Annotated in this window: 18 protein-coding genes and 1 pseudogene; 17 read left to right on the top strand and 2 right to left on the bottom strand. The window is 71.3% G+C overall.

What is annotated here, in order from left to right; translation table 11 throughout:
- Positions 1 to 20: 20 nt before the first annotated feature.
- From KIK08_RS20380 to KIK08_RS20340, 9 genes are read left to right on the top strand one after another with little or no spacing between them, the layout of a single operon-like run.
- Complete coding sequence (locus tag KIK08_RS20380; RefSeq protein ID WP_214404798.1) at positions 21 to 581, top strand: hypothetical protein; 561 nt, start codon at positions 21 to 23, stop codon at positions 579 to 581.
- Positions 569 to 844 carry a hypothetical protein gene (locus tag KIK08_RS20375; RefSeq protein ID WP_214404797.1) on the top strand — a complete coding sequence of 92 codons (276 nt, stop codon included), beginning with the start codon at positions 569 to 571 and terminating at the stop codon, positions 842 to 844. Before KIK08_RS20380 ends, KIK08_RS20375 begins: the two co-directional genes overlap by 13 nt.
- The gene (locus tag KIK08_RS20370) at positions 841 to 1,101 is read left to right on the top strand and encodes a hypothetical protein (RefSeq protein ID WP_214404796.1); all 261 of its coding nucleotides are present in this window, start codon (positions 841 to 843) and stop codon (positions 1,099 to 1,101) included. Before KIK08_RS20375 ends, KIK08_RS20370 begins: the two co-directional genes overlap by 4 nt.
- Positions 1,098 to 2,240, top strand: coding sequence for a hypothetical protein (locus KIK08_RS20365; protein ID WP_214404795.1), 1,143 nt, complete (start codon positions 1,098 to 1,100; stop codon positions 2,238 to 2,240). The genes KIK08_RS20370 and KIK08_RS20365 overlap by 4 nt, the downstream gene beginning before the upstream one ends.
- Positions 2,237 to 3,721: an SCO6880 family protein gene (locus KIK08_RS20360; RefSeq protein WP_214404794.1), complete on the top strand. Its 1,485-nt coding sequence runs from the start codon at positions 2,237 to 2,239 to the stop codon at positions 3,719 to 3,721. Before KIK08_RS20365 ends, KIK08_RS20360 begins: the two co-directional genes overlap by 4 nt.
- Before the next feature lie 38 nt (positions 3,722 to 3,759).
- Positions 3,760 to 5,196 (top strand): hypothetical protein, encoded by a 1,437-nt coding sequence (locus KIK08_RS20355; RefSeq protein ID WP_214404793.1) that lies wholly within the window; start codon positions 3,760 to 3,762, stop codon positions 5,194 to 5,196.
- Positions 5,193 to 7,046 carry a type IV secretory system conjugative DNA transfer family protein gene (locus KIK08_RS20350; protein WP_214404792.1) on the top strand — a complete coding sequence of 618 codons (1,854 nt, stop codon included), beginning with the start codon at positions 5,193 to 5,195 and terminating at the stop codon, positions 7,044 to 7,046. Before KIK08_RS20355 ends, KIK08_RS20350 begins: the two co-directional genes overlap by 4 nt.
- Positions 7,043 to 7,537, top strand: a complete 495-nt coding sequence (locus tag KIK08_RS20345) for a DUF4913 domain-containing protein (protein WP_214404791.1) — start codon at positions 7,043 to 7,045, stop codon at positions 7,535 to 7,537. Before KIK08_RS20350 ends, KIK08_RS20345 begins: the two co-directional genes overlap by 4 nt.
- Before the next feature lie 3 nt (positions 7,538 to 7,540).
- A complete protein-coding gene (locus KIK08_RS20340) occupies positions 7,541 to 8,686 on the top strand; it encodes a VldE C-terminal domain-containing protein (RefSeq protein WP_214404790.1) in 1,146 nt (381 codons plus the stop codon).
- Positions 8,687 to 8,689: 3 nt separating this feature from the next.
- Here the strand turns inward: KIK08_RS20340 and KIK08_RS20335 are convergent, their stop codons facing one another.
- Entirely contained in the window at positions 8,690 to 9,223 is a 534-nt protein-coding gene (locus KIK08_RS20335; protein ID WP_214404789.1) for a hypothetical protein, read from the bottom strand.
- 200 nt (positions 9,224 to 9,423) lie between these two features.
- Here KIK08_RS20335 and KIK08_RS20330 point away from each other — a divergent pair, with 200 nt between their 5' ends.
- From KIK08_RS20330 to KIK08_RS20310, 4 genes and pseudogenes are all read left to right on the top strand, one after another.
- Complete coding sequence (locus KIK08_RS20330) at positions 9,424 to 10,845, top strand: IS1380 family transposase (protein WP_434056939.1); 1,422 nt, start codon at positions 9,424 to 9,426, stop codon at positions 10,843 to 10,845.
- 775 nt (positions 10,846 to 11,620) lie between these two features.
- Positions 11,621 to 11,962 carry a trypco2 family protein gene (locus KIK08_RS20325; RefSeq protein WP_214404788.1) on the top strand — a complete coding sequence of 114 codons (342 nt, stop codon included), beginning with the start codon at positions 11,621 to 11,623 and terminating at the stop codon, positions 11,960 to 11,962.
- A gap of 15 nt (positions 11,963 to 11,977) precedes the next feature.
- Positions 11,978 to 16,453, top strand: a complete 4,476-nt coding sequence (locus KIK08_RS20320) for an SEL1-like repeat protein (protein WP_214404787.1) — start codon at positions 11,978 to 11,980, stop codon at positions 16,451 to 16,453.
- 221 nt (positions 16,454 to 16,674) lie between these two features.
- A pseudogene (locus KIK08_RS20310) lies at positions 16,675 to 17,490 on the top strand (IS5 family transposase); the annotation flags it as partial.
- 61 nt (positions 17,491 to 17,551) lie between these two features.
- Here KIK08_RS20310 and KIK08_RS20305 read toward each other — a convergent pair.
- The gene (locus tag KIK08_RS20305) at positions 17,552 to 18,931 is read right to left on the bottom strand and encodes a helix-turn-helix domain-containing protein (protein WP_214404785.1); all 1,380 of its coding nucleotides are present in this window, start codon (positions 18,929 to 18,931) and stop codon (positions 17,552 to 17,554) included.
- A 311-nt stretch (positions 18,932 to 19,242) separates the two neighbouring features.
- Here KIK08_RS20305 and KIK08_RS20300 point away from each other — a divergent pair, with 311 nt between their 5' ends.
- The 4 genes from KIK08_RS20300 to KIK08_RS20285 all read left to right on the top strand — a co-directional run bounded on the left by KIK08_RS20300 (position 19,243) and on the right by KIK08_RS20285 (position 22,944).
- Positions 19,243 to 20,307 carry a radical SAM protein gene (locus KIK08_RS20300; protein WP_308257756.1) on the top strand — a complete coding sequence of 355 codons (1,065 nt, stop codon included), beginning with the start codon at positions 19,243 to 19,245 and terminating at the stop codon, positions 20,305 to 20,307.
- A complete protein-coding gene (locus tag KIK08_RS20295; RefSeq protein WP_214404783.1) occupies positions 20,304 to 20,933 on the top strand; it encodes a 3'-5' exonuclease in 630 nt (209 codons plus the stop codon). Before KIK08_RS20300 ends, KIK08_RS20295 begins: the two co-directional genes overlap by 4 nt.
- Entirely contained in the window at positions 20,930 to 21,574 is a 645-nt protein-coding gene (locus tag KIK08_RS20290) for an AAA family ATPase (RefSeq protein WP_214404782.1), read from the top strand. Before KIK08_RS20295 ends, KIK08_RS20290 begins: the two co-directional genes overlap by 4 nt.
- A gap of 542 nt (positions 21,575 to 22,116) precedes the next feature.
- Entirely contained in the window at positions 22,117 to 22,944 is an 828-nt protein-coding gene (locus KIK08_RS20285; protein WP_214404781.1) for an SAM-dependent methyltransferase, read from the top strand.
- Positions 22,945 to 23,103 lie beyond the last annotated feature (159 nt).

The following is a 23,103-nucleotide window of genomic DNA, read 5'->3' as shown; positions in this document are numbered from 1 at the left end:
CGGAGGAGACGAGGTGAGGCATGGCCGTGAACAACCGCAGTACCGGCACGCAGCCCCGCGCTCAGCCTCGGCTGCTGGTGGCGGGCGTGGCCGGTGGGGTCGGGACGACGACCGTGGCCACCGCGATCGGCGCTACCGACCGGGGTGTGTTCACCGGCCGCGCGGTCGACGTCCTGGTCTGCCGGGCGACCGGTGACTCGCTGCTGCGCGCGGCCCGCGCCGCGCACCTGATCACCACCACCGGCCACCGACCCGTGCTGGCGGTGACCGCGGCGGACGCCTCGGGGCCGAGCCGGCCGGTCACCGCACGGCTGCGACTGCTCGAACCGCACGCCGCCGCGGTAGTGGTGCTGCCGTTCGTGCGGCGGTGGCGGGAGCTGGCCGTGCCGCTGGACGAGGTCCGCGGGCTGCTCACCCGCCCGGTGACCGAGCTTCCCCGCCCGCTGCGCCGCTACGCCACCGCGCTGCGCGACCTGCGCGCGGCCACCGGCCGCGCCGGCCCGGTACCGACCAGCCCGGGACCACGCCGGGCGGCACCTGCCCCTCTGACGGAGAGGACTGCACCTCAATGCGCACGCTGACCTACCTGCCCCTGGTGTTCGACCCGCCGCCGGCGCCGCCGCCCGGTCTGGAGGGCCTGGCCAGTCAGGTCCTGGGCTGGATGAAGTGGGGCGTCATCTTCGCCGGCGTCCTGGGCTTCCTGGTCTGCGCCCTGATGGTCATCATCGGGCGGCGCAACCGCTCCGCGACCGCCTATGAGGGCATGATCGGGTCGGCCTGGATCCTGGGCGGGCTGGCCCTGGCCTCGGCCGGGGCCGTGCTGGTCGGGGCGTTCCAGCTGTGACCCGCACCGAGCCCCACGCCCGGCGCCTGAGGATCGGGCCGCGGGCGGTCGTGCTGGTCCTCGCCCTGCCCGCGCTGCTGGTCGCCGACTCCCGGACCGACGCCGCGCCGCCGGTGCCGATCACCGTCGACGGGCCGAGCTGCCCGGGCAGCCGCTGGGACTTCACCCTCGCCCCAGCCGCCACCGGGACAGCAGCGGCGGCCGGGCGGCCTGCCTACAGGCAGGACCGGGCAGCCCAGCTCGGCGGTGCGCCGTGAAGACAACCCAGACCCTGCCGGTGCAGGAGCCGCCGGTGCCGGAGCCGCCGGTGGAGTGCGGCACGTTCGACCTGGGCTGCCAGACCGGGCAGGCCGTCGAGTCGGCGTTCGACTCGGTCGTCACCCGGATCGCCGCGGGCGCAGCCGAGCTGGTGGTCACCGCGTCGACCTGGTGGGTGCAGACCGACAGCGTTGACCCGCGGGACTCGGCGGTGCTGGCCGCGCAGGGCTCGATGGACTTCCTGGTCGCGGCGATCCTGATCGGCTCGATCCTGGTCCAGGCGGTCCGGCTGATCCTGACCCGCAAGGCCGAACCGCTGATCACGGTGGTGACCGGGCTGTTCCGGTTCGCGATCGTCTCCGCGCTCGGGCTGGTCCTGCTGCAGGGCGCGCTGCGGGCGGGCGACGAGTTCGCGGTGCACGTCCTGGACGGGGCGGCGAACAACTTCGCGTTCCTGATGCGCGACATCCTCACCGACGAGCAGGACGCCGGGGTGGCGATGCTGCTGATATCGCTGCTGGCCGCGGTGCTCTCGCTGGTCCAGTGGCTGATGATGATGGTCCGCCAGGCCGGGCTGCTGGTGCTGGCCGCGATGCTGGTCCTGGCCGCGACCAACCGCGCCTGGCTGAACCGGATCCTGCCCTGGCTGATCGGGCTGACCGTCTACAAGCCGGCCGCGGCGTTGATCTACTACATCGGGTTCTCCTACCTGTCCTCGCCGAGCTCCAACGACCCCGGCGGCCTGACCACCATGCTCACCGGCTGCATGGTGCTGCTGCTCGCGGTGGTCGCCATGCCGGTGCTGCTGAAGTTCTTCTCCTGGTCGGGCACCCAGATCGGCGGCTCCTCCGGTGGCGGGTCGGGGTTCCTCGGCGCCGGCGGGGCGATCGCGATGTCGCAGAGCTACCGCGGCTCCCAAGCCCTCACCCGCGCCGCGGCCATGGAGACCTCCGGACCGGGCTCGCTCCCGGTCGGCGCCGCCCCCCTCGCCGGCAGCGGCGGTGGAGCCGTGGCCGCCGCGGCTGGGCCGGTCGGCGCCGCCGCGACAGCGGCCATGGCGGCCGGAAGTGCGGCCCGCGCCGCCGGGAACCACATGTCCGGCGAACCGGGCCGGCCCGATGGCGGCGACACCCGATGAGGGCAGCGCAGCACGACCAGCCACGCCCGGCGGGTCCGCGGCTGTACGGGAACTGGCGCGCCGAGCGCGGCTGGGGCATCGCCGGGCTGTCCACCACCGCGACGGTCACCGTGTTCCTCGGGCTGCTGGCCCCGGTGCTGGCCGTCTCGACCGTCCCGACGCTGGCTCTGCCGCTGGCGGTGGTGTCGGTGCTGGTGATCAGCGCGGTGGTGATCCGGGTCGGCGGATCCTCCCCCGCCGACGCCGTGGTCCGCCGCGCCCGGTTCCACCGGGCCCGCGCCCTGGGGTGGACCGAGCTGTCCGGCGGAGTCCTCACCGACCATCCCCGCGCCACCGACTTGCCCGGGGTGCTCGCCCCGCTGGTACCCCTCGACGTCGACGACGGCCGCGGCGGGCGCCACGCCCTGCTGTGGAACCGGCGCACCGGACAGCTCTCGGCCGTGCTGCGCTGCTCACCGGTCGGGCTCGACCTCGCCGACACCGACCAGACCGACCTGTGGGTCGCCTCCTGGGGAGCGTTCCTGGCCGACCTCGGCCACCAACCCCTGGTCCGCCACGTCGCGGTCACCGTGGACACCGCCCCGTCGGGCGGCACCACCGTCCGCGAACACCTCGCCCGCGCCCTCGACCCCGCCGCACCCCCGCTGTCCCGGCAGGTCCTGCACGAACTCGCCGCGCTCACCCCGGCCACCTCCGCCGAGGTCGACGCCCGGGTCACGCTGTGCCTGGACCCCCACCGCGCCCACCCCCGCCCGGCGGACCTGCTCGCCGCGGTCACCGAGGTCGGCCGGTGGCTGCCCGGCATCGAGAACGGCCTGAGCACCTGCGGGGTCGCCGTGCTCGGCCGGGCAGGCACCGGCTGGCTGACCGGGCGGATCCGGGCGGCGTTCGACCCCGACGCCCGCACCGACCTCGCCACCGACCCCCTGCTGGCCTGGCACCATGCCGGCCCGGTCGCCGCCCGGGAGAGCTGGGACCGCTACCGCCACGAAGGTGGGCTGTCGGTCACCTGGGCCCTGCGCGAAGCCCCGCGCCAGGCCGTCGGGCCCAGCGTGCTGGCCCCGCTGCTCGCACCGGGCCCGTTCCCCCGCCGCACCACCCTGCTCTACCAGCCCTACCCCGCCGACGAGGCCGCGGCGAAGGTCGAGGCCGAGGTCACCTCCGGGCAGATCCGCCGGGCCTGGGCCGCCCGCACCCGCCGCGACGAGACCCAACGCGACCGCGACGACCGCGACCGCGCCGTCCAGTCCGCCCGCGAGGAAGCCGAGGGCGCCGGCGTCGGCCGGTTCACCTTCTACATCACCACCACCGTCACCGACCCCGACCAGCTCCCCGCCGCGGTCGCCGACGTCGAGCAGCGCGCCGGGCAGGCGAAGTTGCGGCTGCGCCGGATGCGCGGCGCCCAGGCCGCCGGGTTCGCCGTCGCCCTCGGGATCGGCATCGACCCCGCCGACCTGCTCGCCCACCGCACCGGCCGCTGACCACCACCGGCGCCCGCCCTGACCTGGGAGACCACGCCATGACCACACCCGTGCTGCACGCCGACCCGGACCACCCCGTCCCTCGGGCGTGGGGGTGGCCCGTCCGCGGCGGCGGCCGCGCCGCGCACGTCGAGACCGGTGCCCGGTTCGCCGGCACCACCAGCCAGGTCTGCGGGCTGTTCCCGTTCGCCGTGTCCTCGGGCGCCGACGTGCACGGCGTCCCGGTCGGGCGGCACATGCACACCACCGAACCCGTCGGCCTCGACCCCGCCGGCTGGCTGCGCGCCGGGCTGGTCTCCAACACCGGGGTCTGGGTGCAGGGCCAGCCCGGCATCGGGAAGTCCTCGATCACCAAGCGGATGCTCGTCGGGCTGGTCGGGTTCGGGATGCGCGCGATCATCCCCGGCGACGTCAAAGGCGAGTACACCCCGCTCATCCACGCCCTCGGCGGAGCGGTGTGGCGCCTCGGGCGCGGCCTGCACGCCCTGAACCCCCTCGACGCCGGCCCCCTCGGCCCCGCCCTGCAGCACGCCACCGGAACCGAGCGGGCCCGGCTGACCGAGACCCTGCGCGCCCGCCGCCTCGCCCTGCTCGAAGCCCTGCTCACCATCGTCCGGCGCACCGCCCCGACCGTCACCGAACGGCGCCTGCTCGGCGTCGCCCTCGACACCGCCACCGACGCCCACCACGCACCGGTCATCCCGCACGTCCTGGCCGCCCTCACCGCCGGCGACCCACCCCTGCGCGCCATCGCGGCCAGCACCGACCCCGCCGAGTACGGCCGGGTCACCCGCGAGCTCGCCAACACCCTCGGGCTGCTCTGCGACGGCGCCATCCGCGGCATCTTCGACCGCCCCTCCACCGTCACCGTCGACCTCGACACCCCGGCGCTGTCACTGGACATCAGCGCCCTCGACGGCGACGACGACGATGTCGTCGCCGCGGCCATGCTCTGCTCCTGGGCCTGGTCGGCCGGGTTCGTCGACGCCGCCGGCACCGGGACCCGCCCGCGCAACGTCGTGCAGGTCCAGGACGAACTCTGGCGCGCCCTGCGCGTCGCGCCCGGGCTGGTCGAGCAGTCCGACCGGATCACCCGCCTGGGCCGCCACCGCGGCATCGTGTCCTTCCAGGTCACCCACTCCCTCGACGACCTCGAAGCCCTGCCCACCGAAGCCGACCGCGCCAAAGCCCGCGGCCTGGCCGCCCGCAACGGCGTCCTGCTGCTGGGCGGCATGGCCGAGACCGAACTCGACGGGCTGCGCCGCATCACCTCCCTCACCGACGGCGAGGCCGCGCTGATCACCTCCTGGGCCGCGCCCCCGACCTGGCACGCCGGGCGGCGCCACCCCGGCCGCGGCAAGTACCTCATCAAGTCCGGGCAGCGGATGGGCCTACCGGTCGCGCTCACCCTCACCCCCACCGAGCAGGCCCTCTACGACACCGACACCGCCTTCCACCCACCCACCGCGCCATGAACTCGGCCCTGCTGCGCGACGCCGCCGCTCCCCTGCTCCTGCTCGCGGGCCTCACCACCGCGGCCGTCCTGACCTTCGACACCTGGCTGGCCGCCGGCACCGCCGCCCTGGCCGGCACCGGCACCTGGGCCCCGCCCGCGCTGCACCCGCACCTCCTCGCCCAGCTGGCCACCGGCGGGCCGGGGACCGTGCTCGCCGCGGGCTCGTCGACGGTGGCGTTCGTGGCGGTGCTCGCCGGGCTCGTGGTCGTCGAGGTGGCCGCCGTCGTCACCGTCGTCGTGCTCATCGGCGACCGGCGACGACCCGGGGACCCGCGCCGGTCGCTGCTGCACCGCCGCGACCTCGGCGACCTGACGGGCGAGCACTCGATGCGCAAGGCCCTCCAGCTGCGCCCCGCCCTCACCCCGGACACCGCCGCACCCACCGACCAGGGGATCCGGCTGCTGCGCATCGCCGGGCGCGACGCCTGGATGTCGTGGGAGGACGTCGCCCTGGTCATCATGGGCCCGCGGTCGAACAAGACCTCCGCGATCGCCGTCCCCGCCGTGCTGTCCGCACCCGGCCTGGTCGTCGCCACCTCGAACAAGGCCGACCTATGGACGCTGACCGCCGGCATGCGCGCCAACGCCGGCCCGGTGTGGACCTTCGACCCCCAGCAGATCTCCTTCGCCCCGCAGACCTGGTGGTGGGACCCGCTGCGCTCGATCCGCGACGCCCCCGACGCGCACCGGGTCGAGGCCGCGGCCCGGCTGGCCGGGCACTTCATGGCCAGCATCGGTGGCAAGCGCCGCGACCCGTTCTTCCACTCCGCCGGCGAGCAGGTCCTGACCTCCGTGTTGCTCGCCGCCGCCCTCGACGACGGCACCATCCGCGAGGCCATCGCCTGGCTCCAACCCGGCCGCCGCGACGCCATCGCCGCCCTCGACCACGCCGGCGCCGACGTCGAGGCCGCCGACCTCGAAGCCGCCCTGTCCGGCGCGGACGTCACGACCAAGGGCATCTTCCAGACCGCCCGCACCGCCACGAAAGCGCTGACCTCCGAGCGGATCCTGCGCTGGATCACCCCACCCGACACCTGGCGCGAACCCCCCGCCGGGCCGCCCCCGCGCGAACTCGACCCCTGGCAGCTCCTCGCCGCCGCCCGGCACGGCCCGGCCACCATCCACCTGCTGTCCAAAGAGGGCGCCGGCACCGCCGCACCCGTCGTCGCCGCGCTCGTCGACCGGATCCTCGAGGTCGCCGAACTGCTCGCCCAGGCCGCCGGTGGCCGGCTCGACCCGCCTGTCGTCGCCGTCCTCGACGAGGCCGCCAACATCTGCCCGATCACCGCGCTGCCCAAGCTCTACAGCCACTACGGCTCCCGCGGCATCCAGGTCATCACCGTGCTGCAGAGCTACCAGCAGGGCGTCGGGGTCTGGGGCGAACAAGGCATGGACGCGCTGTGGTCCGCCTCCACGATCAAGCTCATCGGAGCAGGCGTCGACGACCACACCTTCCTGCAGCGGCTGTCCGGGCTGATCGGCGACCACGACGTCGAGAAGGTCTCCACCAGCCACGACCGCGGCCGCGGACCCAGCCGCCAGTACTCCACCACCCGCGAACCCGTCCTCCCGCCCTCCGCGCTGCGCGCGATGAGCAAGGACCACGCGGTGCTGCTGTCCACCGGCCGCCGCGCCGGCCTCGGCCGGCTCCAACCCTGGTACCGCGAACGCGACACCACCGACATCCGCGCCTACGCCGACACCGCCCTCGCCGAACTCCGCGCCGCCGCCACCGAAGCCCTCGGCCCCGACAACCCCGTCACCCGCACCGACCCCCACCCCACCGCCCGTCGAGGAGGCCCGTCGTGACCGACGACCACACCGTCGACCCGCAGCTGCTCGCCGAGCTGCACGCCCGCATCCACGCCCTCGAAGCCTGGCGCACCCACCAGACCGACCTGCTCGACGAACTGCTCAACGACCGCCACGACCTCGACGACCTCGACGACGACACCGCCCTCGACGGCGGGCTCGACGGCGACGCGCTCATCGAGTGGGTGCACCGCTGCGTCACCCCGGTCATCGCCCGCCCCCTGCGCGGCGAGATCCGCTGGTGCCCGCGGTGGTGGGAGCACCCCGAAGCCGTCTTCCGGTTCGAGGCCCTGCACCGCGCCTGGACCGAACTCGCCCCCGAACCCGGCGTCGCCATGTCCCTCTGGATCCGCGACCACCTCGACCCGTGCCTGCGCGAACTGCTCAGCCCGCTCGGCCCGTTCGTCGACTGCACCCACACCGAACGCCGCCGCGGCACCGGCGACCACACGCCCCTGCCCACCCTGCCCACCAGCGAGCCCCGGTGAGCCGTGCGCCTGCTCGCCGTCGCCGCAGCCGGCCTGGCCGCCGCCGTCATGGCCCCACTGCTGATCATCGGTCTCGTGGTCGGCGGCGTCGCCGTCACCACCGCCGCCGTCGCCGCTCGACCGACCGCCACCGTCGACGTCATGACGATCCCTCCGCTCGCCGCCGAACTGCTGCCCCGCATCACCGAACTCACCGCGTCGACCTGCCCCGAGCTGCCCCCGCTGTGGGTGATCGCGCACGTCGACGCCGAGTCCAGCTGGGACCCCGCCGCGTTCAGCACCGACAGCAACGGCGGCGCCGCCGGGCTCTACCAGCTCAACCAGGCCAACTGGACCACCGCCGGCGGCCGCCCCTGGGACGCCACCCCACCGCCCCCGGACGCCGACATCCTCCAACCGGCCCGCCACCTCGACCTCGCCATCCCCTGGGTCTGCGCCAACCTCCGCCGCGCCAGCACCCACCTCGCCACCACCGGCGCCGCGACCGACCCCCTCGACGCCATGCTCGTCTGCCACATCACCGGCTGCGGCCGCGTCACCGGCTCCGCCACCGGCATCCCCACTGCCGGCGAGGCCGGCTGCTCCGCCACCTGCGCCGACCAGGTCGCCACCTACATCGCGCGGGTCCACGCCAACCTCACCCGCTTCGCCGCACCCGCCGGACCGGTCCCGATCGGGGACCTCCCCGCCGCACGCCCCTACACCGGCCCCGACGGCGGCTGCACCGCCGAGGACCCCACGACCAGCGGCTGCCTCACCCCCGCCACACGACACGCCCTCGACCAGATCCACGCCGCCTTCGGCCCACCCGGCCCGACCGCACCGATCCGCTCCATCACCTGCTGGGACGAACACGCTTGGAACCCCAGCAGCGACCACCCCCACGGCCGCGCCTGCGACCTGTTCCCCACCCGCGCCGGCGAGTTCCCCGCCGGACAGGACCTCGCCAACGGCTGGCGCCTCGCCAGCTGGCTGCGCGCCAACGCCGAACCCCTCCAGATCATGTACCTCATCTGGCAAGGCCGGTTCTGGTCACCCACCACCCCCGACGACAACGGCTGGGGCCGGCCCTACACCGGCGGCGGCATCTACGACGCTACCGACGCCACCGGCGGCCACTTCGACCACCTCCACCTCAGCATCCGGTAGCGATCAGGATCGCCAGAGCCAGACGGACACACCCCGACGAGCAGCGTCGACACCCGCCGCGATCGGCACACCGATCGCCAGGATCACCGCCGGCAGCACGACGAGCCAGACCCACTCCTCGCGCCGCGGATCCGGCAGCACCCAGTCCAGCACCACCGGCCGCGGCCCCCACTTGGCCTCCATCTCGCTACTTGAGAACTCCCGCGTCGCTTCCCGCACGGAGCCCGGATCCTCCGACGTCCGGAACACCGTCACCAGAACCCCGTCGAACCGCGACGCCGTTGTCTCCCACGCCACTCTCACGACCCGATCCCACGCCTCCGCCGCCGGCACCGCCCGGCCCACCTCGTCGAGGCAGTCATGCACGCTCACCGTCAACACCGCTCGCGGCCCCTCCGCACCGTGTCGGACCGAAACACCTCGGCAGCCCGCCTCCGTCAACCCGAACTGGAGCGGCGACCTCTCCCTGAACTCCGACACCACCACGAGCACCGGCACGATCAGCGCGATTCCGCAGAGGACCACCAGCCGCTTCATGCCCGGCAGGATCCAGCGCCGACCAGGCCTCGGCAACGATTGGCCCTTCCCGGGTTCCGCAGTTCGTGGGCAGACGTAAGCCCTGGCTCTTCATGGAGCTGGGCTGTGTGGAGGACCCCGATAGCAGAAAGTGCCTCGTGACCAGGTAGGACAGAGCTTGCTGAGGGCTCATCCGCCAGGGTCGAGGAGGCACTTTCCGAGTGCAGGCTACAACGACACGTCCGAAGATCATCGTGTCCGCTGACGGGACCGGGATCGTGTCCCACGCCGGATCCCGGCTGCTGGCCGATCTGGCCGACGCCACCACGCTGACCAGCGAGCTGTCCGAGGTGCTGGTCGGGCTGCGCCGGCCGCGGACCCGGCACGACCCGGGCCGGGTCCTGACCGATCTCGCGGTGGCCATCGCTGATGGCGCGGAGGCGATCAACGACATCGCCGTGCTGGTCGACCAACCCGGCCTGTTCGGGGCGGTGGCCTCGGACTCGACGTGCTGGCGACTACTCGAGGCACTTGACGGGTCCAGGCTGGCTGCGGTCGCGGCGGCGCGGGCCCGAGCGCGGGAGATCGCGTGGGCCCAGCGCGCCGAGGTCACCGGGAGGGCGTTCGCCCGCTCCCGGGTCGCGGGCAGCGCCGGAATCGACGCGCTGGTGATCGACCTCGACGCACACGTACTGGTCTGCCACTCCGAGAAACAGCAGGCGGCGCCGACGTTCAAGCATTCGTTCGGCTACCACCCGCTGCTGGCCTACCTGGACAACACCGGCGAGTTCCTCGCCGCCCGGCTCCGCCCGGGCAACGCCGGCTCCAACACCGCCGCGGACCACATCACCGTCCTGGATGCCGCGCTGGCCCAGATCCCCGACCGCTACCGCCACGGGCACCCGATCCTGGTCCGCGCCGATGGCGCGGGCTGCACGAAAGCGTTCCTCGCCCACATCCGCTCGCTGCGAGACACAGGTGTGAACAGCGAGTTCTCCGTGGGCTGGACCATCACCACCCGCGAACACACCGCCATCGCCGCGCTGCGCGACACCGACTGGACGGCCACCACCGACCCCAATGGCGAGCCGCGCCCGCTGCGGGAGGCCACGGTCGCCGAGATCACCGGCCTGCTCCCGGCCGCGGCGCTGGCCACCTATCCGGCCGGGATGCGGGTGATCGTGCGCCGCGAACGTCCCCATCCCGGAGCGCAGCTGGATCTGATCGAGCAGCGCGACGGCTGGCGCTACACCGCCCACGCCACCGACACCCGCGCCGGTCAGCACGTCTGGCTCGACGCCCGCCACCGCGCCCACGCCCGGGTCGAGGACCGTATCCGCACCGGCCGCGACACCGGCCTCGGACGCCTGCCCAGCCGGTCCTTCGCGATCAACGCCGCGTGGCTGACCGCGGCCATGATCGCGGTCGACCTGATCGCGTTCGCCCAGACCGTGCTACTGCACGACACCACCCACGCCCGGGCCGAGCCCAAGACCCTGCGTTACCGGCTGCTGCACACCGCCGCCCGGATCACCCGCGGCCAACGCCGCCGATGGCTACGCCTGGACCAGCACTGGCCCTGGACAGCACAGCTCGCTGCCGCGTTCGCACGGCTGGCCGCACTGCCCACGCCCGCTGGCTGACCTCGAACCTCTCGACCCTGCGACACCGCGGAGCAACCGGCAGCACAGCAAGCCGGCACCTTGCCATGCCCACTCGTCGCGGAACCCGGAACTGAAGATCAACTGGGGGTTCGAAGATCGATCCCGATCCCCGGTGAATCACCAGGGTAAGGGTTGAATCCGGGGGTTGACCTGCAAGAACGGGTGTGTGGCGATGAGGTGGGCGTGTGTCCACGCCCGGCCGGAGGCTGGGTGAGGGCGTTTCTGCTGCTCAGGCGGGGTCGAGGGTGGTGATCCGGGGCGGTGGGGCGATTCCGCAGGCCCGAAGAATGCTCGTCTGGGCGGTGGTGGGCTCGGTGGTCTGGACGACGGTGCCGGCCGGCCCGGCGAGGGTGATCGGGTGGGGCTGTGGTCGCCCCAGCGGGCGGGCAACGCCAGGGTCAGGTTCGGGAACGCCTGGCGGACCATCGCGCGTTGCGCGGGCACGTCACCGCAGGCGCGCCGAATTCCCGTCCGAGCCCGCGCCTGCGATGGCGCGGCACGCGGAGGCGCTGTCACTACCAGTCTTTGACAAGCCACCGGCCCTCAAAGCAACACAGCACGAGTGCATGGCCCGCACCGTCGACGTTGCTGTCGCGGCCAGCATGTGCGAGAGCAGCGGGGCTTGGGCGAAAGGCCGTTGCGTCTATTCATGGCTGCTCGATCGGGCGGGCACCTATATCTGTACTCCAGGCCGGCAATGCATGAGCATGGTGCCGCAAGGTAAGGCCGACGGCGGTCATCGGAGGGTGGCGGAGTGAGCGACACGAGCAGCGGGACCGGTGAGGTGGAGGGTGTGGGGTTGGCCGAGGCGATCGCCAGCGTGCGCGCGGACCTGCTCGCGGCACGGCTGGCCGGCGCAGATGCGGAGATCCAACTGCCGGTGGCGTCGCTGATCGTGGAGTTGACGGTCGTGGCCACGAAGGGCGTCGATGGCAAGGCCGGTTTCAAGGTGCCGTTCATCAACGCCGAAGTCGGTGGCGGGGCGAGCTGGAAGAGCGAGGCCACCCAGACGGTGACGGTGCAGTTCAGCGAGCCGGTCGATCGGGCAGGCAACCCGGTGAAGGTGGCCTCTGCCGGAGTGCAGACGAAGGGCTGACCCCAGATGGCAGGGATGCCGCTGCGCGGGCGGGTCGTGGAGGTCATCGCCGACCTCGGCCCCGATGCGAACCCCCGCTTCCGGTACGGGTCGGGTTGTCGGGTGGCGGGGCGGACGGTACTCACGGCCGCCCACGTCGTCGCCGACGCGCGCGCTGTGGCGGTCCGCGGCCCGGACAAGGTCCAGCAGCCCGTCGCGTTGGATCCGGCGTTCGTCGGCGACGCGGGCGAGCCCTGGCCCGATCGGGCGCCGGACCTCGCGCTGCTCACGGTCACCGACGGGCCGGAGGTTGCGGCACTTCCCCTGGCCGCGGTGGACCGCGACAGCGCCGGCGGGGGGCCGGTGGAGCTGTGCGAGGCGGTGGGCTACCCGGAGTTCGCCGAGCGCCGCGGCCCGGCGGGGTTGGTGCGCGACACGGTGCATACCCAGGGGCACATCTCGGTGCTGTCGCAACTCGTCAGTGGCCTGTTGACGTTGCAGGTCACCAGCAGCCCCCGCGACCTCCCACCCGCCGGCCAGACCCTGGCAATGTCGCCGTGGTCGGGGATGTCCGGTGCCCCCGTGCTGGCCGATGGGCACCTGATTGGGGTGGTCACCGAGCACGCCCCGCGCGCCGGCCCCTCCGCGATCACGGTTACCCCACTGACCTCCCTCGACCACCACACCGACCACCCCAGGTGGGGCCCCGGTGTGCCGAATCCGGCGGCCTGGTGGGCGCGCCTGGGCGCAGCAGGTCAGGACGGCACCACACTGAGGCGCCTGCCCCGGCGTCGGAATCGGCCAGGGGCGCCTGCAGGACGGCCGGTTCGCCTCATAGCCGATCCCTTCTCGCTCGAAGTCCACGAGGCGATCGAGGTCGACGGCCCTCCGGCATTGTCGCAGTTGCCTCTCTATATCCCGCGCGAGCACGATGCGCAGTTGTTGGAGATGGTCGGCCAGGTTGCACGGGGGCGGAGCGTCATCGCGACACTTGTCGGTGGCGCCTCTGTGGGCAAGACCCGGGCCTGCTGGGAGGCCGTGAGCACCCTGCCTGACGATTGGCGCGTCTGGCATCCCATCGATCCGACGAGGCCCGATGCAGTGGTTACGACGGTGCGTCGTATCGGGCCGCGCACCGTCGTCTGGCTCAACGATGCACAGCACTACTTGATGCCGCCGGACGCCAAACTCAGAGAGCGGGTGGCCGCGGGGCTGCGCGAGCTCTTACGAGATCCCGACAGGGCCCCGGTGCTGGTTCTTGCCACTCTGTGGCCAGAGTACTGGGAGAGACTGACGACAGAGCCCCCGCCGGACACTGCCGATCCCTATTCTCAGGCCCGAGAACTCCTCACTCGCTCACTCGTCCGCGTCGCCGACCGGTTCGGCGAGCACGACCTCGATCGCCTACGCGCCTCTGCCCACGAGGATCCGCGGTTGCACGAAGCGCTACACCATGCCGAGGACGGCGAAATTACCCAGTATCTGGCGGGGGCGCCCGCTCTGGTCGAGCGGTACATCGCCGCACCTGCGCCGGCCCAGGCTGTGCTTCATGTGGCCATGGACGCGCGACGTCTGGGCTGTGGCCCGATCCTCCCGCGTGAGCTGATCGAAGCTGCAGCACCCGGGTATCTCAGCGCCCGGGAGCGGGACAACCTTCCCGGCGACTGGCTAGAGCGCGCCTTGGCATACACCGCCGCGCCTTGCCGCGGCGTCCGTGGCCCGCTTACCGCGTTCCGCCCCCCATCCGGTGAACCGGCCACCAACGACGGATACCGACTCGCCGACTATCTCGAGCAGCGATCGCGGGTGAGTCGAGCAACCGCGCAGATCCCCGCGTCGTTGTGGGACGCGCTTGCGGCCTTCGGGCCTCCAAACGATCTTGTCGTGCTGGGGAATGCGGCCGAGGAGCGACATCTCTACCGATATGCGGCACAACTTCACGTGCGCGCCGTGGACGAGGGCGTTCTCGACTCCGTGTCCGCGGTGGCACGTCTTATTGCCGCCGCGGGCTTTGTTGATGCGAGCCTCGAGTGGCATGATCGCGCCGCGGACAACGGCAGATCAGAGGCGTTAGTTGATGCGGCCTACGCGCTGTCAGATGCCGACCGGATCGACGACGCCCTAGTGTACTGGCAGCGAGCCTGGGAACGATGCGAAGACAACGCGTCACCTTTCGCATTGCTCGCCGCTGGTCGCATGCTCGCAAGAGCCGGACGCCTCGATGAAGCGCTTTCCTGGTACGAACGAGCGGCAGATGTCAATGCCGACGGCATTGTTTGGTGGCGGCAGACGCTGAAATATCGATGGTGGAGCGACTGTCGTCCACCCCAAGGCCGTTTCGGTGCTGCAATATTGGTTCCGTTTGGCGGCACCGGCAGTCAGTTGGCAATGCTCGATGCAGCCCGGAGGCTCGCATGGGCTGGACGAATTGATGCCGCGGCTGACTGGTACGATCGCGCGGCCAACCTCGAACGTAGTCAATCAATGGTATTATATCGGCGGCTCGCTGAGAATAACTCTCAGAGGCTGACGGAAATTGCCGCCTGGCTACACAAAAAACTCGAGCACTGGTCGTCATATCCCGAACAGCGAGAACAGGTGTCGAGTCCGGAGACGGTGTTCCGCGAGGTGGCGAAACGCGGATGCCGCCAAGCCCTGCTCCATTGTGCACAAATGTACCTGGAGAACACTCGAGTTGCAGATGCACTTCGCTGGCTGGAGCGGATCGACCCCGGTGATACCGAGGGTCTCAACGCCGCCGCTGATCTGCTGCTCTCCACTGCAGAGGTATCTGACGCAGCCGCGGAACAACTCGCCCCGGGTTCTTCGGCATTGTCCGAAGCGTTCGCAGCGCGTCTTTCGCGAACTAGTTTCCCTAGACCTTCTGCCCAGTCGCAATCGGGCGCAATATGGCGAATCGAAGGCCCGGCGAGCAGTCTCGACTACGAAGAACTGCTGAACGACATCACCCAGAGGGACTGGAGAGATGAGCTCCTAGGGTTACGTCTGGAAAACCTAGAGGAGAAGCTCGAGGAGCTTCGCCGGAAGTTCGAAGTAGGCGAGAAGGGCTACATTTTACAGATAGCCGCACTGCTCCGCGCATTTGGCCAGCGGGACAGTGCTCTTCGCTGCTACTTGCGTGCCGCGGAGTGTAGTGCAGGCGGCTACGTTGAGGCGATTGACCTACTTCTCGAGTTGGGCAAGCCAGACGACGCCGAACGGCTGCGCCGCTACGGAATCCAACCCCCTGGCCAAATCGCTGAACCATGGGGACCGGATGAGATCGGCACGGATCGAAATGCCGATGATAGGGGTCCAACAGCGGAATCACCCATCGCTCGGCTCCTGCTTCGGCGGTGGCGTCATGAGGGCGACCGGTACGGTAGGGCGGTCATCACCGCGGCAGTGGACTTGGTGCGATGCGGGTATGACGATCCGCTACCCGCTGAGCTGATCGCGGCAGCGGTACGGCGGCGCCAGGCCGCCGGGCCCAACGATCAGTGGTTGCCGCAGGCCTTGGCGTGGGCACAAGTTCCGGTTCGGGACGGTATAGGGCTATTGATACAGGATGATGTGCCTGATTGCTTCCGCGTCGCGGATGCACTTCTGGAAGGTCTAGCCGCTGGCGCTGACGTCGAGCCGATCCCGGACTCGATCTGGGCGCTCGTCGTGGATCGCGCACCACCAAACTTGTACTGGTCGGTTTGCGTCGCTGCCGTGTCGGCCGGACATCTGGATCTCGCCGAGCAGATCGCCCGACGCGCGGCAACTGTCGGTGAGCCGACCGACCTGTATAACCTGGCGGTAATACTCCGCCTCAGGGGGAAAGAGGATGAAGGCGCTGAACTGCTGCGTCGGAGTGCCGACGCGGGCGAACCACACGCGTCGTCCCTCCTCGCCGCCGAATTCGCCGAGCATGGCGACGACGGGAGCGCCATACGTTACTACGAACAAGCCGTCCATGCCGGAGACGTCGACTCGCTTGTCCGGCTTGCACTACTTCACCTCGATCTCGGCCACAACGACGAAGCCGAGAGGCTGTTCTGGCGTGCAGCTGATAGCGGCCATCCGGTCGCTACGCACAACCTCGCCGTACTGCTTGAACTCCGCGGCGAGTCCGCTCAAGCAGAGTCGCTCTTAAGGACTGCACTTGCGGCAGGCAACGGACCATCCGCAACGACCCTTGCCACGCTGCTACACGGGCAGGGCCGAGAGAATGAGGCGGAGGCTCTGTATCGACAGGCCATTCGGACAGGCGATGGTACTGCCAGTAGGAGGCTCGGCATGCTTCTGGAGAGCCGAGAGCAGTTTGGCGAAGCGCTGCACTATTACCGCGTAGCCGTCGCCAACGGTGAGGAGGCAGCGCTATATGACCTCGGCAACCTCCTGGAGGAGCTTGGACGAATCAACGAAGCAGAGGAGGCATTTCGGCAAGGAGTCGCTTATGGCGACGTCGGTGCAATGAACAGGCTCGCCCTTCTGCTCTCGGAGCGTGGCGAGACCGAGGAGTAGGCCGTCGGTCTTTCCGAGCAGCTATCGCGTATGGATCTGTCGGGGCGATGAACAATCTTGCCCTTCTGCTGCCTGAGAGAGGGAACCGGAACGAGGCCGAGAGTCTACTGGAAGACGCCATCGCGGCCAGGGATCCCAACGCGGCAACGAACTTAGAGGGTGTTTGAGATGGGTCGGCGTGTCTGCGTGATCACGGCGCCGGCCGGGTCCACGGTGGACCGATGGCACGACCCCGGACACCGCGCCAGCCACGCCAGGGCTACCCGTCGGACCTGACCGACGCCCAGCGGGAGCTGGTCGAGCCGCTGCTCCCCGCGCCGAAGACCCGGGGCCGCCCGGAGAAGCACCCGCGCCGGCTGATCGTGGACGCGATCCTCTACGTGGTGCGCACCGGCTGCTCGTGGCGCCAGCTCCCGGCCGACTTCCCGCCCTGGGAGACCGTCTACTGGTACTTCTCCCGCTGGGAGGAGGCCAAGGTCACCGAGAAGATCCTGGCCGCGGTCCGCGAACAGCTCCGGGTGGCCGAGGGCCGTGACCCGCAACCGAGCGCGGGGTTGGTGGACTCTCAGACGGTGAAGGGCGCCGACACCGTCGGCGCGGACACCCGCGGCTATGACGCCGGGAAGAAGGTCAACGGGCGCAAGCGGTTCATCGTCACCGACACCCTCGGGCTGCTGATCACCGTCGTGGTGTTGTCGGCGGGGGTGCAGGACCGCGACGGCGCGAAGCCGGTGCTGCTGCAGGCCTATCTCGCCTCCCGGGTGCGGTTCGTGTTCGCCGACGGCGCCTTCGCCGGGCGGCTGCTGGAGTGGGCGACCCGCATCCTGCGCACCACGATCCACATCGTGCGCAAGCCCGCCGGCCAACAGGGGTTCGCGGTGATCCCGCGCCGGTGGGCGGTCGAGCGCACCTTCGCCTGGTTGACCGCGCACCGCCGGCTGGCCCGGGACTACGAACGCGACCCCGCGGTCTCGGAGGCGATGATCCGCTGGGCCGCGATCAACACCATCACCCGCCGACTCGCCCGCAGAGGGCCAGCCACCCCGTCAGCAGCGCCGGACCTTCCCGGCGCCAGCCTGACCCATCTCAAACACGCTCTCAGGAGAAATCTCCACTATCCTCAGCCGTCGTCCGCCGGTGCAGCTCCGCAACCTCGGCCACGTCCCGCCGAGGCGCAAGTAGCTCATCAAGTTCGGCCACTCGCCAAGCGTTCGAGGGCACCAGGCGTCCCGAATCCGCGGCCAGCAACCCCATATGCGCCGCCTCGTCCGGCCGCCCCTCACGAGCCAGAATCAGTCCGAGGTCGATCCGCGCGGTGGCCAGCCGCCGCGCCGGACCGGCGCTGTAGCGCTCGGCCACCTCCCGGGCTACAGCCTCACCGGCCGGATCACCGAGCCATGCCAGCGCCGTGGCCGTGTACCCCTCCACTTTGCGGCCGTCGAAGACGAAGTGGTGGTCACGAGGTCGATCACCGGTCTGTCTGTCCACGTCGACCGCAGCACGATCGAGCCCAGCCCTTACCGTCGCCCTGTCACCGAGCCGGGCAGCTGCCCGCGCCGACTGCGCCGCGAGTTGCACCGCTGCGGAGCTGCGCGCGGGGGCCAGTGCCTCGCCTGCCGCGGCCAGTTGAGCCGCGCGCTGCCACCGCTGATCGATGAGCGCCGTCCACGTCTCGATCTCCACCGCCCACGCGACCAGCTCCGGGTTCTCGGTCTCCCGCCCGAGCGAAGCAGCAGCCGACCGGGCCCCGGCTGCTCGAGCCCGGTCACCCAGATCCACGTACACAGTTGCCCCGAGCAGCGCGAGCCACCCACCGATCACCAACAAGCGCCGCCGTTGCGCCAACGTTGAGCGCCGATCCAACAGCGCAGACACTTCGGCAGCACGGTGGCGCAATTCAGCGAGCAGCTGCGCGGGTGGCGTCGTCGCGTATGCCCGCGCGAGCAGCTCAGCAACCTCCTCCGCTGTATCGATTGCTGCGGCGCCAACATCGGACAACTCGGCACGAGCTGCGAGGGCGATCAGCCCGTCGTCCTCAGGTTGTCCGACATCACAATCCTTCGCCAGAGAGGACGGGAGGCCTGTCGAATCTGCACCAGTTGCCGAGCGTCGCGCCGCGACCGGATCAACGTTGGTGCCTGACGAAGACGCAGGGAGGGCAGTATTCAAATTGCGTCCGGGCTGACGAGGCACTCGGCCGCGAGATCGACGATGCAGTCGGTGGACCTCCACACGCTCGCGCAACTCGATCAGAGCACCGCCGGCTTCCAAAGCATTGTCAATTCCTTCTACGAGCGCCACCGAAACCAGGCCCTTGCTCGGTTGCTCTGCTCGGGAGACGTACTCGCGGGTGTATCCCACTGCTGAGGCGAGCTGGGCCTGGCTGAGACCGGCAGCCTGCCGGCGTCGCCGGATCTCAGCGGCCAGTGCGGCCTCGGCAGCACCGGCGCCGTCTGTCTCCGACTCGTTGTCGCTCACCGTCACCTCCACCCGTCGCCCAAGCGGGCGAGGAACACATTGGCACCGGTGGGGGGAACGATCCTCAACCCCCTCGCCGCAAGTGTTCCACCCTGCCCGGATCGTAGTCCCGTTGATGACATGGGGTCATCGAACGCACACCTGGAGCAGCAGACCGGCAGGAGTCAGCGATGGAGACCTCGACACGATCAGCGCGACGGGCGGGCTCCGTCAGCACCGGTCGTGGCGTGCCCATCCTGGCCCCTGCGCATCGAGCCGCGCTGGATCCTGCGCTGCTCGATGTCGTCGAGTACCGGAAGTCGGGGTTGAGCGTGAACTGGATCGTGGGGTGCCCGCTGGACTGCGGGTACTGCGTGCGGCACCTGTTCGGCAACTTCGACATGAAGGTCCCCCGTGCGCTCGTCGACGACCGGGCGGCGTTCGACCTGCTGGTGAACCACCGGTTCTTCCAGCCCGGACTGACTCCGGTCCAGCTGTTGAACCGGGCGACCGATCCGATGCTGCCGCCGGTCAAGCCGCACACGTTCGCGATGCTGCGGATGCTCGACGACGCCGGCCTCGACAACCACGTCCTGGTCATTACGCGATGGCGGGTCGACGAGGCCGACTGCGCGGCGCTGAACGAGCTGCGCAACATCAGGGTCACCCTGCTGGTCACCCACTCGGGCATCGACGACGCCCGGATCGAGCCGGTCGACTCGGCCGTCGCCGCCGCCTCGCTGCGCACGGCGTTCGCGCACGCCCGCCGGTACCGGGTGATCCTCTACTGGCGGCCGATCGTGCCTGGTCTCAACGACTCCGACGCCCACCTCGCCCAAGCGATGGACCTGCGCGCCCACGCCCACGCCGCGGTGTTCACCGGGCTGTTCTACCGCGCCCAGATCCGCGACTACTACCAGCAGCACGGCCTGCCCGAGCCGTACCCGCAGACCGCGCGGCGCAAGGTGTTCCCCGAGCGTCTGGAGCAGCGGATCCTCACCGCGGAAAGTGCCGTCGGGGGGGCGCCGTTGTTACGCAAGACCAGCTGCGCGGTCGCCTACGCCCACAGCCTGGCCGACTACAACGGCCACGTCGGCGTCGACGAGCTGTGCGACATCTGCCCCGCCACCCAGCTCGACCGCTGCACCCGGGACCGCACCCGCCCCCGGGACGGGCAGGTCGCCGCGATGGCCGCCGAGCTGGGCGGGCGGCTGGTCGGCATCGACTCCCACGCGGTCACCGTCGCCGGCCTCGACGAGCAGCGGCGGTACCTGATGCAGCACACGCTGGGCTACCAGGTCCACGACGTCGCCAAGCCCCACCACCGTCACCGCCACGGCCGCGCCGACCTCGGTTGGCCCGCCCCGCACCCCTCCGCTCGGGAGACACCGGCATGACCCTGCATCCACCGCCGGTGCTCGCCGGCCACCGGCTCGTCGTGGTCGACGTCGAGGGCAACGGCCAGCAGCCCCCGGAGATCGTCGAGATCGCGCTGCTCCCGCTCGACCAGGACAAGCCGACGACGGTCGAGGACCTGAGGACCTGGCTGGTCCGACCGGCCCGGCCGATCACCGCGCTGGTCACCCGCAAGGTGCACGGCATCACCGAGACCGACGTCGCCGGCAGCCCACCGTGGGGTGACGTCGCCGGGCAGGTCAGCGCGGTCGTCGACGGCGCGGTCGTCGTGGCCCACAACGCCTCGGTCGAGCACCGGGTCCTCGGCGCGCACCTCCCGACCTGGCAGCCGCCGCTGGTCCTGGACACCCTGCGCCTGGCCAAGGCCGTGTGGCCCACTCTCCCCGGCGGGTACGGCCTGGACAACCTGATCACCTCAGCCGGCCTCACCCCGCCCGGGGAGAGCGCTGCCGGGCTGCGTCGGCATCGCGCCGGCTACGACGCCTGGATGACCGCCGCGCTGCTGATCGCCCTGGTCGAGCACGGCGATCTCGGCTGGGAACAGCTCACCGAGGCCGGGCGCCTGCCCGGCTCCGGCCCCACCGATACCGAAGGTGGGCTGTGGTGAGCGGTGTCGAGCGGCCGCTGACCATCGCGGTGGCCGGGGCGCACTCGACCGGGAAGACGACGTTCCTGGCCCGGCTCGCGCACGAGCTGCGGCACCGGGACTTCGAGGTCGCCACCGTCGCCGACCTCGGTGAGCACGCCCTGCGGGTGGGCCTGCCGATCCTGTTCAGCCACACCTACAGCTCCACGCTGTGGATCATGGCTCGGGGGATCAGCGACGAGGTCGCCACCTGGCCGCACATCGACGTCCTGCTGGTCGACCGCCCCGTCCCGGACGCCCTGGGCTACTACCTCGCCGCCCTGGACTACCGCGGCGAACCCGCCGACGAGGTCGCGTTGGGGCACCTGCGCACCCTCGCCGCGCAGCACGCCACCCACTACGACCTGATCTTCCGCACCACCCTGGACCGGGAGATCCCGCTGGGCACGGACAAGCCCCGCGACAACAACGCCCGCTACCGCCGTCTCGCCGACCACCACGTCGGCCACGTCCTCGCCGACCTGGCCATCCCGCACCGGCTGCTGCCCGCCGACGGGCACGACGCCGCGATCGCCCACGCCACCGAGTTCGCGCTCCATCGGCTCACCGGATCCGGCGCAGGTCCCGCCGCGGATCCCCGTGAGCGCTGCGCCCACCCGTGAACCCGACCTCGGTCGGCCCCTGACTCCGGTCGGCGCGGATGCCCCCGACTCCGCGCCGACCGGACCCCAAGCCCTGAAGGGAGCACCCACCATGCCCACCACCATCGAGGGTGCGGGGAAGCACCGTCGAGGGCAGCGTCGCCAGCAACATCGACGGCGCCGGCTGCAGGCCAGGCTCGGTCGCCTCACCCTCGCCGATCGGCTCACCTTCTTCCGCGCCCGCTGGCACAGCCGGTCACGACGACGAGCCCGGGCGGGCCGGTGAGCACCGACCACGGCGCCGCGCCGCGGTCCGGCACCGCGCGGCAGTCGTGCATCGAGGTGGCGGCCGAGTTCGTCGCCGCCCAGCCCGGCGGTGCCCGCCGCACCCTCGCGCTGCACCGCCGCCGCCCGGACGGGCACTGCGCCGCGTGCGCCGGCACTCCCACTCCCTGGCCCTGCACCGCCGCGGTGATCGCCCGCCTCGCCCAGCGCCGCGGCGACCCGGCCGACACACCCGCTCACTCCATCCGCCTCCCCCAACCCCGGCAAGGACGTCCGCGATGCCCGACGACTCCCGAACCACCCGCGTCCCCGAGCAGCCCGCGCTCACCCCGCTCGACACCGGCCGGGCGCACCACGCCCGCGTCTACGACTACTGGCTCGGCGGCAAGGACAACTACGTCGCCGACCGCGCGGCCGCGGAAGCGGTGATCGCCGCCGTTCCGACCATCCCGCGGATGGCCCGGGAGAACCGCGCGTTCCTCGGCCGCGCCGTGCGCCACCTCGTCACCGGGCTGGGGGTGCGCCAGTTCCTCGACATCGGCTCCGGGCTGCCCACCGCGGCCAACGTCCACGAGGTCGCCCAGGACGCCGACCCGACCGCGCGGGTCGTCTACGTCGACAACGACCCGATCGTGCTCGCCCACAGCCGGGCGCTGATGACCAGCACCCCCACCGGCCGCACCGCCTTCGTCGCCGGGGACGCCCTAGACCCGCAGGCGATCCTGGACGACCCCGAGGTGTTCGCCACCCTCGACCGGCACGAACCGATCGCGCTGATGCTGGTCTCGATGCTGCTGTACTTCACCGACGCGCAGGTCGACACGATCATCGGCACGCTGGTGGACGCGCTGCCCCCGGGCAGCTACCTGACCATCAGCCACCCCACCGCCGACTTCGCCCCGGCCGCCGCCGGGCAGGCCGTCGCCGCCGCCCGCCACGCCGGGCTGACCTACCACCCGCGCACCCACGACCAGGTCGCCGCGCTGTTCACGGGCCTGCACCTCGTCGAGCCCGGGGTCGTCCCGATGCTGTCGTGGCGGCCGCCGCCCGGCCCGGTCGACCCGCGCAGCGTCTTCTACTACGTCGGGATGGCGCGCAAGCCGTAATGCGCCACGAGGCGCTTCGTTATATCCTCGTCATAGACGGGAAGGACTCGGGAGGAGGTCCTTGGGTCTGATGGCTCACCTGGATCCGAAAGGTGAAGGGGACAGTAGCATGCCAGGAAAGCGGTAGTCATGCTCAGGCGTATGAGGTGACGTGCCGCG

It is taken from the genome of Pseudonocardia lacus, assembly GCF_018531445.1.
Taxonomy (GTDB): domain Bacteria; phylum Actinomycetota; class Actinomycetes; order Mycobacteriales; family Pseudonocardiaceae; genus Pseudonocardia; species Pseudonocardia lacus.
Note: the sequence above shows the minus strand (reverse complement) of the source record. Positions and strands in the feature narration are given on the sequence as shown.

Coding starts and splice junctions, on each gene's coding strand:
- KIK08_RS20380 (WP_214404798.1), top strand. CDS start 21: ATGGCCGTGAACAACCGCAGTACCGGCACGCAGCCCCGCGCTCAGCCT.
- KIK08_RS20375 (WP_214404797.1), top strand. CDS start 569: ATGCGCACGCTGACCTACCTGCCCCTGGTGTTCGACCCGCCGCCGGCG.
- KIK08_RS20360 (WP_214404794.1), top strand. CDS start 2,237: ATGAGGGCAGCGCAGCACGACCAGCCACGCCCGGCGGGTCCGCGGCTG.
- KIK08_RS20355 (WP_214404793.1), top strand. CDS start 3,760: ATGACCACACCCGTGCTGCACGCCGACCCGGACCACCCCGTCCCTCGG.
- KIK08_RS20350 (WP_214404792.1), top strand. CDS start 5,193: ATGAACTCGGCCCTGCTGCGCGACGCCGCCGCTCCCCTGCTCCTGCTC.
- KIK08_RS20335 (WP_214404789.1), bottom strand. CDS start 9,223: ATGAAGCGGCTGGTGGTCCTCTGCGGAATCGCGCTGATCGTGCCGGTG.
- KIK08_RS20320 (WP_214404787.1), top strand. CDS start 11,978: ATGCCGCTGCGCGGGCGGGTCGTGGAGGTCATCGCCGACCTCGGCCCC.
- KIK08_RS20295 (WP_214404783.1), top strand. CDS start 20,304: ATGACCCTGCATCCACCGCCGGTGCTCGCCGGCCACCGGCTCGTCGTG.
- KIK08_RS20285 (WP_214404781.1), top strand. CDS start 22,117: ATGCCCGACGACTCCCGAACCACCCGCGTCCCCGAGCAGCCCGCGCTC.